Origin of the sequence: Acidovorax carolinensis (assembly GCF_002157145.1) — a bacterium.
Lineage (GTDB): Bacteria > Pseudomonadota > Gammaproteobacteria > Burkholderiales > Burkholderiaceae_C > Acidovorax > Acidovorax carolinensis.
This window is the reverse complement of sequence record NZ_CP021361.1, coordinates 2,029,440-2,045,032: the sequence shown is the minus strand read 5'-3', so window position 1 is coordinate 2,045,032 and position 15,593 is coordinate 2,029,440. Positions and strand designations below refer to the sequence as shown.

The window sequence follows — 15,593 nt, the reverse complement described above, 5'->3', positions numbered from 1 at the left end:
CCACAAGGCAGGGTCGATCTGGACACGCAGCGTAGCCGATGGCGGTTACCGCGCACTGCGCCTCGGTGTCGCCCTTCTCTCAATTCGCCTCAGCCGCGCGCGGGGCCTTTCTCATATCGGCAGTCATGACCACCAGCGCGAGGCAGGCTGACAAACCCAGAATGGCGGAGAACCACAACGCTCCAGCGCCCCACCGTTCCACGGCGATGCCGAAAAGGAATGGCGCACTGGCTTGCACGATGCGCGCCGGCACCATCAGAAAACCTTGGCGCTGCCCGTAGCCATTGGCGCCGAAGATCAAGAGCGGAAGCGTCCCGATTGCGATGGTCAGGATACCGTTGCCCAAGCCGTGCAGCACAGCGAAGCCGGCGGCGGCCGAAGTACCGAACAGGCCGATGCAGAGCGCGCCCAGCGGATGAGCCAGCGTGGCTAAACGGGCCGACAACAGCGGATGCGCGCGCTTGAGAAAGGTGAACTCGATGACCCGGCCCACTACTTGGGCCGGTCCGACCAGGGCGGCGATACCCACCGCTGCGGCGAGTGTGGCGCCGCTGGCCAGCAGCAGCTGCGGCAAATGCGCAGCCATTGAGGTGCTGATGAACCAAGTCACGGCGAAGACGTAAGCCATCAGGACGGCGGCGCGGCGCTGTTGCGACACGGAAAGACCAAGTCCTTCTTCCTTGCCGGCGGCTGCCTGCGTGGAAGCCTCGGAATTGCCGGCGCGCGGCAGCAGGGCATTGAGCGGGATGCCGATGAGCAAGTGCAAGGTCGCCCATGAGACGCACGCCCCACGCCAGCCAACCGTTCCCTCCAGATAGGCAGACAAGGGCCATCCGATCGTGCTTGCAAAGCCGGCGAACAGGGTGATGCCAGTGATTGTTCGCCGCGCGTCGCGGCCGTGCAACCGCACCGCCGTCGCGAACGCCGCTTCGTAAAGTCCGCCGCCCATGGCAACGCCGATGACAGCCCACGCGATGAAAACGTGAGCCGCCTGCGTTGCCTGGCTCAAGCCCGCCAGCCCGGCCGCGAAGATCAGATTGCTGGCAATCAACACGGGGCGTCCGCCGAACCGATCGATGATTCGACCGGCATACGGCCCCACGCCCGCGGCGACAAGAAGCGCTACCGAAAAGGCACCGAAGACCATGGAGGTCGATATGCCGACATCTCGGCCCACAGCGCCTGCCAGCACCGCGAGAAGGTAGTACGAGGACGCCCAAGCCAAGGTCTGGGTCACGCCCAGCCTTACCGTTGTCATGCGACAGTGGCCAAACTAGATACTGCGCAGGTTGACTCGCTTCGACAGGGCTTCCGCACTCTCGCGGCGCTCGCTGTAGCGGTCGACCAGGTACTGAGCGCAATCGCGCGTGAGCAGCGTGAACTTCACCAGCTCTTCCATGACGTCGACCACGCGCTCGTAGTACGGTGAGGGTTTCATGCGGCCGTTCTCCTCGAATTCGAGGAAGGCCTTGGCCACCGACGACTGGTTGGGGATCGTGATCATGCGCATCCAGCGGCCGAGCACGCGCAGCTGGTTCACCGCGTTGAAGGACTGCGAGCCGCCCGACACCTCCATGACCGCGAGCGTCTTGCCCTGCGTGGGCCGAACGGAGCCCATTGCCAGCGGAATCCAATCGATCTGGGCTTTCATGATCCCGGTCATGGCGCCGTGACGTTCGGGCGAGGTCCAGACCATTCCCTCCGCCCACTGAGCGAGCTCGCGTAGCTCCACTACCTTGGGATGGTCGTCGGGTTCGGCGTCCGGCAACGGCAAGCCGCGAGGATCAAAGATCCGCGTCTCGGCGCCGAGCGCGCGAAGCAGTCGCGCTGCCTCCTCGGTCAGCAACCGGCTGTAGGACCGCTCGCGAACCGACCCATACAGCAACAGGATGCGCGGCGCATGGCTTGCGCGCTTTACCGACAGCAGCAGATCCGCATCGGGTTTTTCAAAGAGTTCAGGATCGACGTTCGGCAGTTCACGACTCATACCAACCCCGCGACGAGTTCACGACCTTCACCACTGCCAGCATGATCGGCACCTCAATCAGCACGCCGACCACGGTGGCCAGGGCCGCGCCCGAGTGAAAGCCGAACAGGCTGATGGCCGCGGCCACTGCCAGCTCGAAGAAATTGGACGCACCGATCAACGCAGACGGGCAGGCGATGCTGTGCTTCTCGCCGAGCTTTCGGTTGAGCCAGTAGGCCAGACCGGAATTCAGCACCACCTGGATCAGGATCGGCACCGCGAGCATGGCGATCACCAGCGGCTGCTTGATGATGGCTTCGCCCTGGAATGCGAACAGGAGAACGAGCGTCAGCAGGAGCGCCGCGATCGACCACGGGCCGATGCGATGCATGGCGCGTTCGAAAGCGGCCGGCCCGGCCTTCAGCAGTTGCTTCCTCAGCAGCTGCGCGAAGATCACCGGCAGCACGATGTAGAGCACCACCGACGTGATGAGCGTGTCCCACGGCACCGTGATGGCCGACAGGCCCAGCAGCAAGCCGACGATGGGGGCGAAGGCGAACACCATGATGGCGTCGTTCAAGGCGACCTGCGACAGCGTGAAGACAGGGTCGCCGCCTGTCAGACGGCTCCAGACGAACACCATCGCCGTGCAGGGTGCGGCAGCCAGCAGGATCAAGCCGGCCACGTAGCTGTCGAGTTGGTCGGCCGGTAGCGAACCGGCGAACACCTGGCGCACGAAGAACCATGCCAGGAAGGCCATGGAGAACGGCTTCACCGCCCAGTTGATGAACAGCGTCACGCCGATGCCGCGCCAGTGGTTTTTCACCTGTGCGAGGGCCGCAAAGTCGACCCGCAGCAGCATCGGGATGATCATCACCCAGATCAGCACGCCCACGGGGATGTTGACCTTGGCGACCTCGAGGCGGCCCACCGCCTGGAATGCCGCCGGGAACAGTTGCCCCAGCGCAATGCCGACGACGATGCAGAGGAAAACCCACACCGTCAGATAGCGCTCGAACACGCTCATGGGGGCCGCGCTGGCGCGCGGGCTTTCGATGACTGCGCTCACGGTTCAGCTCGCAGAGATGTTGCTCAGCCGCTCTTGCAGCTCGGCGTCGCTCATCGCGTCCGGATTGTCCAGCGCGAGCAGCTGCAGCATGCGATAGGAAATCGCCTGGCGCGTCAGCTCGAAAGCCTGGCGTTTGGCGTTGTCGCCACCTTCCGTGTTCGATGGGTCCGGATAGCCCCAATGCATCTTGACGCGCGTGCCCGGCCAGTAGGGGCAGGTCTCCTGCGCCGCACTGTCGCAGACCGTGATGACCACCTGCATCGGCGGCGTGGAGAATTCGTCCCAGCTCTTGCTGCGAAAGCCCTCGGTGTTCACGCCGGCCGCCTGCAGCACCTCGATGGCGAACGGGTTGATTCTTCCGCTGGGTGCGCTGCCGGCGCTGAACGCCTTCACGTCCTTGCCGAGCTTCTGGGCCCAGTGGTTGAGCATGCCCTCGGCCAGCACGCTGCGGGCGGAGTTGTGGGTGCAGAGGATCAGAACGTTGAGCGTCATTGCGCAGCCTTTTGAGCCTTGCCGATGTCGCGGATCTCGCGCTGGATGGCCATCGAGTCGAGCCGGGCCAGAGGCAATGCCAGCATCAACTCGATCCGGCGCTTCAACGTGAGCGCCGTGTCCATGAACTGGCGCTCGGTGGCCTCTTCCGATCCTTCGAAGGCTGCAGGGTCGGCCACGCCCCAGTGTGCGGTCATCGGCTGTCCTGGCCAGACCGGGCACATCTCGCCGGCAGCCTTGTCGCACACCGTCAGCACGAAATCCAAGGCGGGTGAATCTGGCTTCGCGAACTCGTCCCAGTTCTTGCTGCGGTAGCCCTCTGCAGGCAGGCGCAGCCTTTCCAGTGTGCGTAGCGCATGGGCGTTGACCTTGCCAGCCGGATGACTGCCCGCCGAGTAGGCCTTGAATCGCCCATCCCCCATGTAGTTGAGCAGGCCCTCGGCCATGATGGAGCGCGCAGAGTTGCCCGTGCAGATGAAGAGCACGTTGTAGGTTTTGTCAGCCATGACGGTGTATTTCGGTTGGGGATGTCGGAGTGATTTCTTTGAACATGCAAACTGCCGTGGACGGGCACAGGCTCTTGAACTCGCTGCTGGCCTGGACGGAAGCCGGCAACGCCGTGCGGTCGCAGCGCTCGAAACCTCGCGTCTCGAAGAATGGCTCTGCCGTGGTGGTCAAGATGCAGAGGCGATTCACGCCTTTCGATGCAGCGAAGGCTTCCATGGTCTGCAGGGCTTGGTCGCCGACACCATTGCCCCGAGCGTCGGCGCGTACGGCCAGCGAGCGCAGCAGCGCGGTCTCGCCGAACCGTTCCAGGCCGACGCAGGCAAGAATCCCTTCGTCGCCAGCGCGGCTCACGAAGAAGGCCTCCATGTGCTGTTCCTGCAGGTCGGATTCGGGTAGGTCTGCCTCCCGAAGAAGGGAGCGGACGGGCGTCAACAAGGCCGCCTCCGCGCGAACGAACAGGGATTTCACCAACGATTCAGACGGCGCTTTGGACATGGCGCAGCCCTCAGCAGCAGGCGCCAGTGGCTTTGCCGGTAGCGTTCACGGGGATGCCGCGAATCGCGCCGGTGCCGCAGCACGCCGTCTCAGGCTTGGCCACGGGTTTCTGTTGACCGTAGACCGTCACCGCGTTGTCCAAAGTCTGGAAGTGTTCCCACGCGATGCCCTGCGGGTCGGTGACCCAGTGCTTTTCGCTGCGCGCGTAGCAGCACACCGTTTCACCCTCATCGAGCAGGGTCCGGTCGGCGGCCAGGCCGCGGGTCTTCAACTCGGCGAGTTCAGCCTCGTCCTCTGCCTGGATGCCCAGGTGGTCAACGCCTTTGCCATGCCCCACCGTGGAGATCGCGAAGTTGACGCGCGGATCGTCGAGCATCCATTTCGCATAGTCGGCCTCGACACGCGCCGGCGGCGATGCGAACAGGTTGGAATAGAAGGCGATGCTCTTGGTCAGGTCATCGACGTGCAAGTGAACATGGAAACGCTTCATGGGTTCTCCTTCAACATTCGCAAGCAGTGGAGCTGTCGACGAGGCAAGCCTCGCCCTGACAGCAGTTCGCCGTGAGGTAGCCGAGTAGCGCATTCATCTGCTCGAACACCGCGCGATAGATCAGGTTGCGGCCGTCGCGCTCCTGGCTAACCAGGTTGGCGTGCGTCAACTCCTTAAGGTGGAACGAGAGGCTGGTCGACGGCACGCCAAGCTGCTCGACCAGCACGCCTGGCGTGAGACCGGTCGGACCAGCGACGACAAGCGCCCGAAAAACCTGCAGGCGGACGGGCTGCGCGAGTGCGGCCAAGGCTTGAATGACATTTTTTTCTTCCATGCTTCAATAATAATTGAATTATGGAAAGAGTTCAACGAATTTTGAATCAACACGGCTGCCTACCGGAGTTCAAAGAGACGGGTGTTGGCGCCGACCGAAAACTGAGCCACTTTTGAGGGTAGTGCCGACCCAAAACTGAGCCAGGTGAACAACTTAATCTGCTGCTTTTTTGTGCAGCAGAGGACAAGGAGTGATCACCATGGACATGATTGGCAGGATCCGGCATTTGTATGCCCGCAAGAACAAATCGGAGCGCGAGATATCGCGCATGACAGGGCTATCGCGCAACACGGTGGCGAAGTGGCTGCACGGCGAGGTGGACGGCCCACCGAGGTACCGCCGCAGCGAACAGCCCAACAAACTGACGGCGTTTCATGACGCGCTCATGCTGGCCTTGAAGGCCGATGCACGGCGGCCCAAACACGAGCGGCGCACGGCCAAGGCGCTGTACGCCGAGATCAGGCAAGCGGGCTACGAAGGGGGTTACACGCGGGTGACCGACTTCATCCGGGCGTGGCGCCAGAGCGAGGGTCAGGGGGCGGCCGTCAATGCCTTCGTGCCGCTGGCCTTCGAGCTGGGAGAGGCTTTCCAGTTCGACTGGAGCGAGGAAGGCATGGTGATCGGCGGCATCTACTACCGGGTGCAGGTCTCGCATATGAAGCTGTGTGCTTCGCGGGCCTTCTGGCTGGTGGCGTACCCCAGCCAGGGTCACGAGATGCTGTTCGATGCCCACACCCGATCGTTCGCCGCGCTGGGCGGCGTGGCACGCCGGGGCATCTACGACAACATGAAGACCGCTGTAGACAAGGTCAAGAAGGGCAAGGGACGCATCGTCAACGAGCGCTTTGCCACCATGTGCGCGCACTACCTCTATGACCCGGACTTCTGCAACGTGGCCAGCGGCTGGGAGAAAGGGGTGGTGGAGAAGAACGTGCAGGACAGCCGCCGACGCATCTGGATCGACGCGGCGCAGATCAAGTTCGGCAGCTTCACCGAACTCAACGCCTGGCTGGGCCAGCGCTGCCGCGCGTTGTGGGACGAGGTACGCCACCCCGAGCACAAGCAGTTCAGCGTGTCGGAGATGCTCGAACACGAGCGGGCGCACCTCATGCCCATGCCGCTGCCCTTCGACGGCTACGTCGAGAAACCCGCGCGGGTTTCCAGCACCTGCCTGGTGTCTGTGGCGCGCAACCGGTATTCGGTGCCGTGCGAACGCGTGGGCCAGATGGTGAGCACGCGGCTGTACCCGGGCCGCGTGGTCATCGTGGCCGATGATGAGGTCATCGCCCGCCACGAACGTCTGAGCAACGCGGGCGAGACCCGGTACGACTGGCAGCACTACATCCCGCTGCTGCAGAGAAAGCCCGGGGCGCTGAGAAACGGAGCGCCCTTTGCGGACATGCCCGAGCCACTGCAGCGGCTGCGCCGCGGGCTATTGCGTAACCCGGGAGGCGACCGGGTGATGGCGCAAGTGCTGGCGATTGTGCTTGGCGCCGGTCTGGACGCGGTGCTGGTGGCCATCGAGCTGGCGCTGGAGAGCGGTGCGCCAGGCAAGGTGAGCGTGGAGCATGTGGTCAACGTGCTGAGCCGGCTCAACGCGCAGCCGGCACCTCCCACGGCGGCCACACGGCTGAAGGTGACAACGCCACCGCTGGCAAACACGGCCCGCTACGACAGCCTTCGGGCCGACACCGCGGACAGTGCCGTGGGCGCCACCACCGAAGGAGCCCGCCATGAAGACTGATGTGCTGGTCGAACTCAAGGCGCTGCGCCTGCACGGCATGGCCGGTGCCTGGGCTGATCTGGTCGAGCAAGGCGGTGGCGATGGCGGCGGCCTGGGCATCGAGACCTCGCGCTGGCTGATCGAGCACCTGCTGCAGGCCGAGGGCACGGACCGGGCGATGCGCTCGATCAGCCACCAGATGCACGCGGCGAAGTTCCCGGTGCACCGGGACATGGCGGGCTTTGACTTCTCGGTCTCGCCGGTGGACCGAAAGCTCGTCACCACGCTGGCCGGCACTGCCTTTACCGACGAGGCGCACAACGTGGTGCTGGTGGGCGGCCCGGGCACGGGCAAGACCCATCTGGCCACTGCCATCGGCGTCTCGGGCATCACCCGCCATGGCAAGCGGGTGCGGTTCTACTCCACGGTCGATCTGGTTAACGCACTGGAGCAGGAGAAGGCGCAGGGCAAGGCCGGTCGCATCGCCACCAGCTTGCTGCGCATGGACCTGATCATCCTGGACGAGCTGGGTTATCTGCCGTTCAGCCAGGCCGGCGGGGCGCTGCTGTTCCACCTGCTGAGCAAGCTGTACGAACACACCAGCGTGATGATCACGACCAACCTGGACTTCGCCGAATGGTCCAGCGTGTTCGGCGACGCGAAGATGACCACCGCGCTGCTGGACCGTCTCACGCACCACTGCCACATCGTGGAGACGGGCAACGAGTCGATCCGGTTCAGCCGCAGCACGGCCGCTGCGAAGAAGCGGATCAAGGCCCGGGAACAGGACCGAAAGAGTGCCTCAACGCAGGCTGAGCCCGACCCATTCTGAGCAGGCACCGCGCAGGGCAAGCCGCTACGGGCTACGCCCTTCGCGGCTTGCCCAGCGCCTTCAACACATCAGCAAGGAGATCAGCAAACCAGGATAGCACCTACACTTATCCACAGCCGACCCTTGAAACGTCGGCTTCCACCCCTGGCTCAATATTCAGTCGGCACGGTGGCTCAGATTTGGATCGGCGCCGACACACAGGTAGGCTGCGAGTGCAACGGAGACAGCGGCAAGGGCACCGAGCGCGAGGAAGCTCACCGTCAGCCCGGCCTTGGCGCCAAGCCAGCCAGCCAGCGGATAGGTGATGAGCCAGCACGCATGCGAGAGCGCAAACTGCGCCGCGAAGAGCGCGGGCCGGTCTTCCGAATGTGCGGACCTGCGAAGCAAGCGACCGGACGGCGTTTGGGCCAAGGAGTACCCAAGACCCAGAACAAACCACAGGGGAAGGAGCGCAGCGAACCATTTCGCAGCGATAAACCCGACAAACAGGCCAAGGGCAAGCAGCGCCGCACCGCTCAACATCACAGGCCGTTCGGGAAGCCGTTCGAGGAGCTTGGGCAGCAAAAGCGCGACCAGCATGGACCCCGCGCCGAACATCGCCAGCGCAGCAGCTGTGGCGGTCTGCGTGAGGCCAAAGTCCGACTGCACCAGAACAACCGTGTTCACGATGACCATCGCGCTGGCCGAGGCCACCGCCAGATTCAGCGCGAGCAGGCCTTTGAGCCGTGGCGTTGCAAGGTAGATGCGCAGCCCGCGTGTCGTGCGCTCGTAGATTCCTCGCTTGGGAGGCATCTTGGCTTTTGGCAAGACAGCGGACACGACCAGCGCCGCCGAGGCAACGAATCCTACGACTGTGCCGCCGAACAAGGCGTGGTAGCTCACGACGCTCAAGAGCAATGCCGCAAGTGCCGGGCTGACCAGGCTTTCCATGTCATACGCCAGCCGGGACAAGGACAGCGCACGCGTGTACTGGTCCTCGTCTGGCAGCACATCCGGAATCGTCGCCTGGAACGTGGGTGTGAACGCGGCCGAGGCCGACTGCAGCACGAAGATCAGGATGTAGATCTGCCAGATCTGCGTGATGAACGGCAGGGTCAGTGCGACGCCCGCGCGGATGAGGTCAAGCGCGACAAGCACGGCACGGCGGGGAAGGCGCTCAGCGAACGCCGATGCGATGGGCGCGACGCCGATGTACGCCGCCATCTTGATGGCCAGCGCGGTCCCGAGGACCGCCCCCGCCTCGGCGCCAGCCAGATCGAACGCAAGCAGGCCCAGCGCAACTGTCGCAAGGCCGGTGCCGAGCAACGCGATCACCTGGGCGAAAAAGAGATGCCGGTATGTTGTGTTTCGGAGCACATCGAGCATGAGAAACTCCTTTCTTGAACGGCTTATGGACTTGACGCAGCTCGCGGAGCAACGTCACCGGAACAGCTGCGGAATCGGATATACACAGTGTCCCCCGCATGAAAGCGAGGGTGCGGGGGCAAGGTCACGATGCGCCTTCTCAGGTGGCCGAAGTCCGCATAGGAGACCAGCGCGAACTGCCCCGACAGGAGCTGGACGGCAGACGCATCGCGCCGGCAGTCGCTCAGCGCGGTGCCTTGCAGACGCGCAGCGGAGTCGACCTCCTCGACGGTAGCCTTGCGCCAGCCATCGTTGAATGCATACCTGCCTTCATAGACGGTGGCGCACCCCAGACACCATTGCAGCAAGTCCCACTGCCAGAAGCATCGGGGTGCGGGGGCAAGAGCGTCCGGACCGCATGGTGCTTCGCTCGGCTCTTTACTTGCCCGAGAAGTTCGAGGCGATGTAGTTGCCCGGCAGGCTCATGAAGACGTAGAGCGTGTTCTTGGCGGCGTCCGTCACAGACGCGTTCTTGAAGCTCACCTTCCACTCCTTGCCCTTCTTGCCGTCGATCTGTTCGGTCTTGTCGACCTGTGCCGCTTCCCAGCTCTTCTCCAGCTTTCCGCTGCTGACCAAGGCAGCCTTGCGCTGGGATGCGCAGTCGACCACCACTTTCTCCGAGGCAGGCGTGTTGCCGTGAAAGTGGCAGCTCGAGCCTTCGGCGGCCGAGACGGATCCGGCGGCAGCGAGAGCCAGCAGCGAGACCGCGGCGATTGCAAACTTCTTCATTGATTACATCCTTTCGTGATGAGATTTAGTCGAGGGAATCCCTGCCAGGATCGGCAGTCTTTCCAATCTCCATGTCCTCGTGCGCATGGTTGTGCTCTTCGGCAGGGAAACGGAAACTGTTGGGGTCGGAGTCGTGCTGGTAGCCGTGCAACTGCATGAGCAGCAGCAGCACGCCAGCGAAGACCAACCCAAGATTTGCGGCATAGCTGAACCGCTTGAACGAGGGGCGATGGCGCCACAGCGACAGCAGCGCGACCATCACGGCCAGTGCCGCAATCTGACCGATCTCCACGCCGAGGTTGAAGCTCAGGATGCGGATCAGCATCGAGGTGCTGTCGTCGCCGAGCGGCAGTTGCTGCAGCCGGGTGGACAGACCAAAGCCGTGCAACAGGCCGAAGCCGAAGACCGCAGCCAGCAGGTTCGGCGACTTCATGTCGAAGTACTTCTGGAAGCCGCCGTTGTTGTCGAAGCCCTTGTAGATCACGCTGATCGCGATGATGGCGTCCACCAGGTAGTAGTTCCAGGTGATCTTGAAGAACGTGGCGAATACCAGCGTGATGCAGTGGCCGATCGTGAACACTGTGACGAACTTGGCGACGTCCTTGAAGTTGGACAGGAAGAACACCACGCCGAAGAGGAAAAGCAGGTGGTCATAGCCCGTGAGCATGTGCGTGACGCCGAGTCCGACGTACTGCAGGTAGCCGCCACTGAGCATGCGCTGGCGGTCCGCTTCGGAGATGCCGTGGGCCAAGGCGTCAAAAGGCAGGCCGATGGCAATGGCCAGGGCCGCGAGGGCCAGTAGAACGAATCTGCGCTGGGAAAACATCAAAGGGCTTTCGTCAAAAAAAGAAATGGAAGAATGAGATGGACAGAACTGGATCAGGGGGAAAACCGCCTGACCTATTCGAGCGAGAGGTCCCAGATCAGATGCGAGTCCACGAGAAGTCGATAGTTAGCGCGCAGCGCTTCCGCGCGCGCTTCGAGTGCGGCGCGTGAGGCGTCAAGAAACTGGCGACGCGCAAGCAGCAAGGCCTGCAGGTCCGCTTCGCCGAGCGAGTACGCGCGCTGGGTCAATCGGGCGCTGTCGCCCGTCGCCTTCGCGCCTTGTTCGGCGATACGCCAGCGAGCGAGATTGCCCGTCGCATCCGCATAGGTTTCCGCAACAGCGGTTTCCAGTTCGCGTCGCTGTCGGTCGACCGTCGCGCGTGCCGCTTCTGCTTCCTGAAGCGCCTGACGCATGCGTTCGTGGCGATAGGTGCCGCTCAGCGGGATGGTGACGCTCAGCCCCACGATGCGCTCCTGGCGGAACGACTCGGATGCCGCGAACACGCCGACGGTCGGATCGGGTACCCGATCAGCCGAGGCGCGCGACGCGGTCAACTCGGCCTTGCGCAAGTTGCCCTCCGCGATGCGAAGGGGGTCAGAAGCCTCGGTCACACGTTGCAACCATTGCGCCTCGGATTCAGACGGCGGCTGCGGTTCCCCCAGTGATTGGGGCGGCAGCTGCGCGCCGGGGAAGCGAACACGCAACTTCGCCAGTGCCTTCGCCAGGTTCGACGAGGCCAGGCTCGCCTGGCGTTCGACTTCTGCAGCGTCGGCCATCGCCACGTTGACATCGAGCGCAGCGGCATCGCCGGCTTTCCTACGGCTCTCCACCGCACGCAGATTGGCTTGCGCGAACGATTGCTGCTCCTGGTAGAGCCGTTGCGCCTGGGTCGCGGACAGTCCATCGATCCAGAGGTCGAGCAACGACCGTGCAGCCTCGTGAATGGCCTCTCCGACGCGGGCCTGCGCCGTGGTCTTTTCGTTCTCACCCAGCTTCTGGTCGATGTCGGCCTTGCCGTTGATCCGGAATGGGCGCTCCAGTTGAACGTTCCACTCCTTGGAGGCCGGCCCGCCCGTGTCGTAGCTGCGGCGTTGCATGGTTACGCGCGTCGACCATTCATGCGAGCCCGCCGCGAGCATGTTGGCGCCGTGGCCCGCTGCGAGCAGCGCGCTGCGGGCTTCCTGCACGGCGGGGTCCTGCTCGATCCATTGCCGCGCCAGCGGGGTCGGTGGCAGGTCGGGCGGTGTCTGCCTGTTCTCGGCAAGCACCGGCAGGGCCCAGGCGATCAGGGCGATCCCGGTCCACAACTTCATTTGATTTCTCCATCGATGGCCACGGGCGATGCCCAGTAGCGAATGCCGACACCGGCAAAGTTTTTGCGGATGCGTTCGATCAGTGCGCTCAAGGCGTCCTCGCCCATCAGCACTTGAACCAGCACGGCCTGGCTGCGGCCCATGACCTGCTCCCGGGTGCTCAAGCCCGCATGGCTTGCGCTGTGACTATGGACGTGGCTGCTGGTGAAGACGTCGCTGTCTTCGCTTTCCAGGAGCAAGTCGAGGAGCGCTTCCGCGGCCGTTGGCGGGCACACAAGGCTCAGGCAGTACTTAGACATGGCTCACCTCTGGTTCCGGGTCGTTCTTCCTGTCGCCTTCCTCGTGCTCGCTGCGGGGGTACGCGAAGCGCAGGTACAGCAGCGGCAGGAGAATGAGGGTCAGGGCTGTGGCCGTGATCAAGCCGCCGATCACCACGATCGCCAGCGGGCGCTGGATCTCGGAGCCCGGCCCGCTGGTGAAGAGCAGCGGCACCAGGCTGAAGGCGGTGATCGCCGCCGTCATCAGCACCGGCCGCAGCCGCCGGCGGGCGCCCTGTGTGACGCAGGTGACCAGGTCATGCCCTTCGGCGCGCAGCTGGTTGAAGTAGCTCACGAGCACCACGCCGTTGAGCACCGCGATGCCCAGCAGCGCGATGAAGCCGACCGAGGCCGGCACCGACAGGTACTCCCCGGTGACCCAGAGCCCGACGATGCCGCCCACGAGTGCGAAAGGAATGTTGCTGAGCACAAGCAGGGCCTGGCGCACCGAGCCGAAGGTCGTGAACAGGATCAGGAAGATGAAGCCGATCGCCAGCGGCACCACGAGGGTGAGCCGTGCCGCAGCACGTTGCTGGTTCTCGAACTGACCGCCCCAACTGATGCGATAGCCCGTGGGCAGCTTGACCTCGGCGGCGATCTTGGCCCTTGCCTCCTCGACGAAGCCGACCAAGTCGCGCCCGGTGACGTTGGCGATCACCACGCTGTAGCGACTGCCCATCTCGCGGTCGATCTTCACAGGGCCGCTCTCGCGCGTCAGCGTGGCCAGTGTTTCCAGCGGCACGCTCTGGCCATCCGATGTGGTGATGCGCAGGGCTGCGAACTCCGCCGGCGAGATCTTCACGCTGTCCGGTCCCCGCAACACGATCGGGATACGCCGGTTGCCGTCGATGACGGTGCCGGCTCGTTGTCCCTCGATCTGGGCGCGCAGTGCATCCTGCACGTCTTCCACCGATAGGCCGTAGCGCCCTGCGCTCAGGCGGTCCACCACCACCCGCAGGTATTGCACGCCATCGTTCTCGACGGTGTAGACGTCCTGGTTGCCCGGCACCGTCTTCATCAGCGTCTCGATCTGGGCGGCGAGTTCGTTCAGCTTGCCGAGTTCGGTTCCGAAGATCTTGATGGCCAGGTCGCCGCGCACGCCGATGATCATCTCGGACACGCGCATGTCGATCGGCTGGGTGAAGCTGTAGCTGATACCCGGCATCTGGTCGAGCACCTCCCGGATCCGGGCGATCAATGCTTCCTTGTTGGCCAGCTTCCATTCCTCGCGCGGCTTGAGCACGAGGAAGGTGTCGGTTTGGTTCAGGCCCATCGGATCCAGCCCGATCTCGTCGGAGCCGGCCCGCGCCACCACGCCGGTGATCTCCGGGATTTGGCTCATGAGGGCCTGGTGGATCTTCAGGTCGAGCGCCGCCGTCTCCTCCAGGCTGACCGACGGCAGCTTCTCGATGCCGACGATGATGTCGCCTTCGTCCATTTCGGGGAGAAAGGTCTTCCCCACCTGGGTGTAGATGCCGGCCGCCGCCACGAGAAGCAACGCCGCCGCTACAAAGACAATGCGTTGCTTCTTCAGGGCCCATGCGAGCACCGGCTCGTAGACCTTGAGCAGCTTGCGTGGCAGCCAGGGATCCTCGTGTGCCACCTTCTTCAGAAGGAAGGAGGCCAGCACCGGGATCACCGTGAGCGACAGCACCAGTGAACTGATCAGCGCGAAAACGATGGTCATCGCGACCGGGACGAAGTACTTGCCTTCCAGGCCCTGCAGGGTAAGTAGTGGCAGGAACACCGTGATGATGATCAGGATGCCCGCAGACACTGGAACCGACACCTCGCGGACCGCGCGCAGCACGATGTGCAGACGCGGTAGTTTTTTCTTGGAGCCTTCCTGCTCCAGGTGCTGGACGATGTTCTCGACCACCACCACGGCGGCGTCGACGAGCATGCCGAGCGCGATCGCCAGCCCCCGAGGCTCATGAGGTTCGCTGACATGCCGACCGAACGCATCAGGATGAATGTGCTCAGTGCGGACAATGGCAGGATCACGGCGACCGCCACGGCGGCGCGCACGTTGCCGAGGAACGCGCCAAGCAATACCAGCACGATGACGGTTGCCTCGATGAGTGCCGTCGACACCGTGCCGACGGCCTTTTTCACGAGTTCGGCTCGGTTGTAGAAGGGCTTGATCTCCACGCCCGCCGGCAGCGTCGGTTTCAGGTCTTCGAGCTTCTGCGTGACGCCTTCGACCACTTTCTGGGCATTGGCGCCGGCCAGGCCGAGCACCAGGCCCTCGACCGCTTCGGCCTTGCCATCCTTGGTCACGACGCCATAGCGCGTGACACTGCCGTCGCGCACCTGCGCCACGTCGCCTAGCCGCGCCAAGTTGCCGTCCTTACGGCTGACCACGATCGAGCGCAGGTCTTCTGCGGTCTTGATGTTCCCTTCACTGCGCACGAGCAGCACTTCGCCGCCTTCGCCGAGCCGGCCTGCGCCGTCGTTGCGGTTGTTGGCTTCGATGGCGCTCTTGAGCTGCGCCGTAGACACGCCAAGCGCCGCGAGCTTGACGGGGTCCGGCACCACCTCGAAGCTGTGGACCTTGCCGCCCAAGGCGTTCACGTCCGCCACGCCCGGCACCGCGCGCAGCGCCGGCCGGATGACCCAGTCGAGCAGAGTACGGCGCTCCTCGAGCGTCATGCCGTCCGCTTCGATCGTGAACATGTACATCTCGCCCAACGGCGTGGTGACAGGCGCCATGCCGCCGCTGATGCCGGAAGGCAGGTCGCCCGCGATGTTCGCCAGGCGCTCCGACACTTGCTGGCGGGCCCAATAGATGTCGGTGCCGTCCTCGAAGTCGACAGTGACATCCACCAGGCCGTACTTGGACACCGAGCGCAGCATGCGCTGGCGAGGAATGCCGAGCATTTCGACCTCGATCGGACCGGCGATGCGGCTTTCGATTTCTTCGGGCGTCATGCCGGGGGCCTTCATGATCACCTTCACCTGCGTGCTGGACACATCGGGGAAGGCATCGATCGGCAGGTTGCGGAAGGCGTACCAGCCAAAGCCCGCAAGCAGAGCGGTCGCGAGCAGCACGAACAGGCGCTGCGACAGCGCGAACTGAACAAGGCGGTTGAGCAT

At 64.0% G+C, this 15,593-nt stretch carries 15 protein-coding genes and 1 pseudogene; 2 read left to right on the top strand and 14 right to left on the bottom strand.

The window, feature by feature from the left end:
* Positions 1-79: 79 nt before the first annotated feature.
* The 8 genes from CBP34_RS09540 to CBP34_RS09505 are packed head-to-tail and all read right to left on the bottom strand — an operon-like array spanning position 80 to position 5,353.
* Positions 80-1,258 (bottom strand): MFS transporter, encoded by a 1,179-nt coding sequence (locus tag CBP34_RS09540; RefSeq protein WP_094097880.1) that lies wholly within the window; start codon positions 1,256-1,258, stop codon positions 80-82.
* A 15-nt stretch (positions 1,259-1,273) separates the two neighbouring features.
* Positions 1,274-1,987: an arsenical resistance protein ArsH gene (gene arsH, locus CBP34_RS09535; protein ID WP_094097879.1), complete on the bottom strand. Its 714-nt coding sequence runs from the start codon at positions 1,985-1,987 to the stop codon at positions 1,274-1,276.
* Positions 1,977-2,993 (bottom strand): ACR3 family arsenite efflux transporter, encoded by a 1,017-nt coding sequence (gene arsB / locus CBP34_RS09530; RefSeq protein WP_094099122.1) that lies wholly within the window; start codon positions 2,991-2,993, stop codon positions 1,977-1,979. The genes arsH and arsB overlap by 11 nt, the downstream gene beginning before the upstream one ends.
* 45 nt (positions 2,994-3,038) lie before the next feature.
* A complete protein-coding gene (locus CBP34_RS09525; protein WP_094097878.1) occupies positions 3,039-3,527 on the bottom strand; it encodes an arsenate reductase ArsC in 489 nt (162 codons plus the stop codon).
* On the bottom strand, positions 3,524-4,033 hold the full coding sequence (locus CBP34_RS09520) for an arsenate reductase ArsC (protein ID WP_094097877.1): 510 nt from the start codon (positions 4,031-4,033) through the stop codon (positions 3,524-3,526). Before CBP34_RS09520 ends, CBP34_RS09525 begins: the two co-directional genes overlap by 4 nt.
* On the bottom strand, positions 4,026-4,529 hold the full coding sequence (gene arsN2, locus CBP34_RS09515; protein ID WP_094097876.1) for an arsenic resistance N-acetyltransferase ArsN2: 504 nt from the start codon (positions 4,527-4,529) through the stop codon (positions 4,026-4,028). Before arsN2 ends, CBP34_RS09520 begins: the two co-directional genes overlap by 8 nt.
* Before the next feature lie 10 nt (positions 4,530-4,539).
* Positions 4,540-5,019 (bottom strand): ArsI/CadI family heavy metal resistance metalloenzyme, encoded by a 480-nt coding sequence (locus tag CBP34_RS09510; protein ID WP_094097875.1) that lies wholly within the window; start codon positions 5,017-5,019, stop codon positions 4,540-4,542.
* A 10-nt stretch (positions 5,020-5,029) separates the two neighbouring features.
* Positions 5,030-5,353: an ArsR/SmtB family transcription factor gene (locus CBP34_RS09505; RefSeq protein ID WP_094097874.1), complete on the bottom strand. Its 324-nt coding sequence runs from the start codon at positions 5,351-5,353 to the stop codon at positions 5,030-5,032.
* A 199-nt stretch (positions 5,354-5,552) separates the two neighbouring features.
* Between CBP34_RS09505 and istA the strand changes: the two genes are divergently transcribed.
* A complete protein-coding gene (gene istA, locus CBP34_RS09500) occupies positions 5,553-7,097 on the top strand; it encodes an IS21 family transposase (protein WP_087748263.1) in 1,545 nt (514 codons plus the stop codon).
* Positions 7,087-7,908, top strand: coding sequence for an IS21-like element helper ATPase IstB (gene istB, locus CBP34_RS09495; protein ID WP_087745763.1), 822 nt, complete (start codon positions 7,087-7,089; stop codon positions 7,906-7,908). Before istA ends, istB begins: the two co-directional genes overlap by 11 nt.
* Positions 7,909-8,064: 156 nt before the next feature.
* Here the strand turns inward: istB and CBP34_RS09485 are convergent, their stop codons facing one another.
* From CBP34_RS09485 to CBP34_RS09455, 6 genes and pseudogenes are all read right to left on the bottom strand, one after another.
* The gene (locus CBP34_RS09485; RefSeq protein WP_094097873.1) at positions 8,065-9,273 is read right to left on the bottom strand and encodes an MFS transporter; all 1,209 of its coding nucleotides are present in this window, start codon (positions 9,271-9,273) and stop codon (positions 8,065-8,067) included.
* A gap of 417 nt (positions 9,274-9,690) precedes the next feature.
* Positions 9,691-10,041, bottom strand: coding sequence for a DUF6488 family protein (locus CBP34_RS09475; protein ID WP_094097871.1), 351 nt, complete (start codon positions 10,039-10,041; stop codon positions 9,691-9,693).
* A 25-nt stretch (positions 10,042-10,066) separates the two neighbouring features.
* The gene (locus CBP34_RS09470) at positions 10,067-10,867 is read right to left on the bottom strand and encodes a HupE/UreJ family protein (protein ID WP_094097870.1); all 801 of its coding nucleotides are present in this window, start codon (positions 10,865-10,867) and stop codon (positions 10,067-10,069) included.
* 74 nt (positions 10,868-10,941) lie between these two features.
* Positions 10,942-12,180, bottom strand: coding sequence for a TolC family protein (locus CBP34_RS09465; RefSeq protein WP_094097869.1), 1,239 nt, complete (start codon positions 12,178-12,180; stop codon positions 10,942-10,944).
* Entirely contained in the window at positions 12,177-12,479 is a 303-nt protein-coding gene (locus CBP34_RS09460; protein WP_094097868.1) for a DUF3240 family protein, read from the bottom strand. The genes CBP34_RS09465 and CBP34_RS09460 overlap by 4 nt, the downstream gene beginning before the upstream one ends.
* Positions 12,472-15,593, bottom strand: a pseudogene (locus CBP34_RS09455) (efflux RND transporter permease subunit). The gene CBP34_RS09460 and the pseudogene CBP34_RS09455 overlap by 8 nt, the downstream one beginning before the upstream one ends.

What these genes read in the sequence shown, in the direction of transcription:
- CBP34_RS09540 (WP_094097880.1), bottom strand. Translation starts at nt 1,258, where the DNA reads ATGACAACGGTAAGGCTGGGCGTGACCCAGACCTTGGCTTGGGCGTCC.
- arsH (WP_094097879.1), bottom strand. Translation starts at nt 1,987, where the DNA reads ATGAGTCGTGAACTGCCGAACGTCGATCCTGAACTCTTTGAAAAACCC.
- arsB (WP_094099122.1), bottom strand. Translation starts at nt 2,993, where the DNA reads ATGAGCGTGTTCGAGCGCTATCTGACGGTGTGGGTTTTCCTCTGCATC.
- CBP34_RS09525 (WP_094097878.1), bottom strand. Translation starts at nt 3,527, where the DNA reads ATGACGCTCAACGTTCTGATCCTCTGCACCCACAACTCCGCCCGCAGC.
- CBP34_RS09520 (WP_094097877.1), bottom strand. Translation starts at nt 4,033, where the DNA reads ATGGCTGACAAAACCTACAACGTGCTCTTCATCTGCACGGGCAACTCT.
- arsN2 (WP_094097876.1), bottom strand. Translation starts at nt 4,529, where the DNA reads ATGTCCAAAGCGCCGTCTGAATCGTTGGTGAAATCCCTGTTCGTTCGC.
- CBP34_RS09510 (WP_094097875.1), bottom strand. Translation starts at nt 5,019, where the DNA reads ATGAAGCGTTTCCATGTTCACTTGCACGTCGATGACCTGACCAAGAGC.
- CBP34_RS09505 (WP_094097874.1), bottom strand. Translation starts at nt 5,353, where the DNA reads ATGGAAGAAAAAAATGTCATTCAAGCCTTGGCCGCACTCGCGCAGCCC.
- istA (WP_087748263.1), top strand. Translation starts at nt 5,553, where the DNA reads ATGGACATGATTGGCAGGATCCGGCATTTGTATGCCCGCAAGAACAAA.
- istB (WP_087745763.1), top strand. Translation starts at nt 7,087, where the DNA reads ATGAAGACTGATGTGCTGGTCGAACTCAAGGCGCTGCGCCTGCACGGC.
- CBP34_RS09485 (WP_094097873.1), bottom strand. Translation starts at nt 9,273, where the DNA reads ATGCTCGATGTGCTCCGAAACACAACATACCGGCATCTCTTTTTCGCC.
- CBP34_RS09475 (WP_094097871.1), bottom strand. Translation starts at nt 10,041, where the DNA reads ATGAAGAAGTTTGCAATCGCCGCGGTCTCGCTGCTGGCTCTCGCTGCC.
- CBP34_RS09470 (WP_094097870.1), bottom strand. Translation starts at nt 10,867, where the DNA reads ATGTTTTCCCAGCGCAGATTCGTTCTACTGGCCCTCGCGGCCCTGGCC.
- CBP34_RS09465 (WP_094097869.1), bottom strand. Translation starts at nt 12,180, where the DNA reads ATGAAGTTGTGGACCGGGATCGCCCTGATCGCCTGGGCCCTGCCGGTG.
- CBP34_RS09460 (WP_094097868.1), bottom strand. Translation starts at nt 12,479, where the DNA reads ATGTCTAAGTACTGCCTGAGCCTTGTGTGCCCGCCAACGGCCGCGGAA.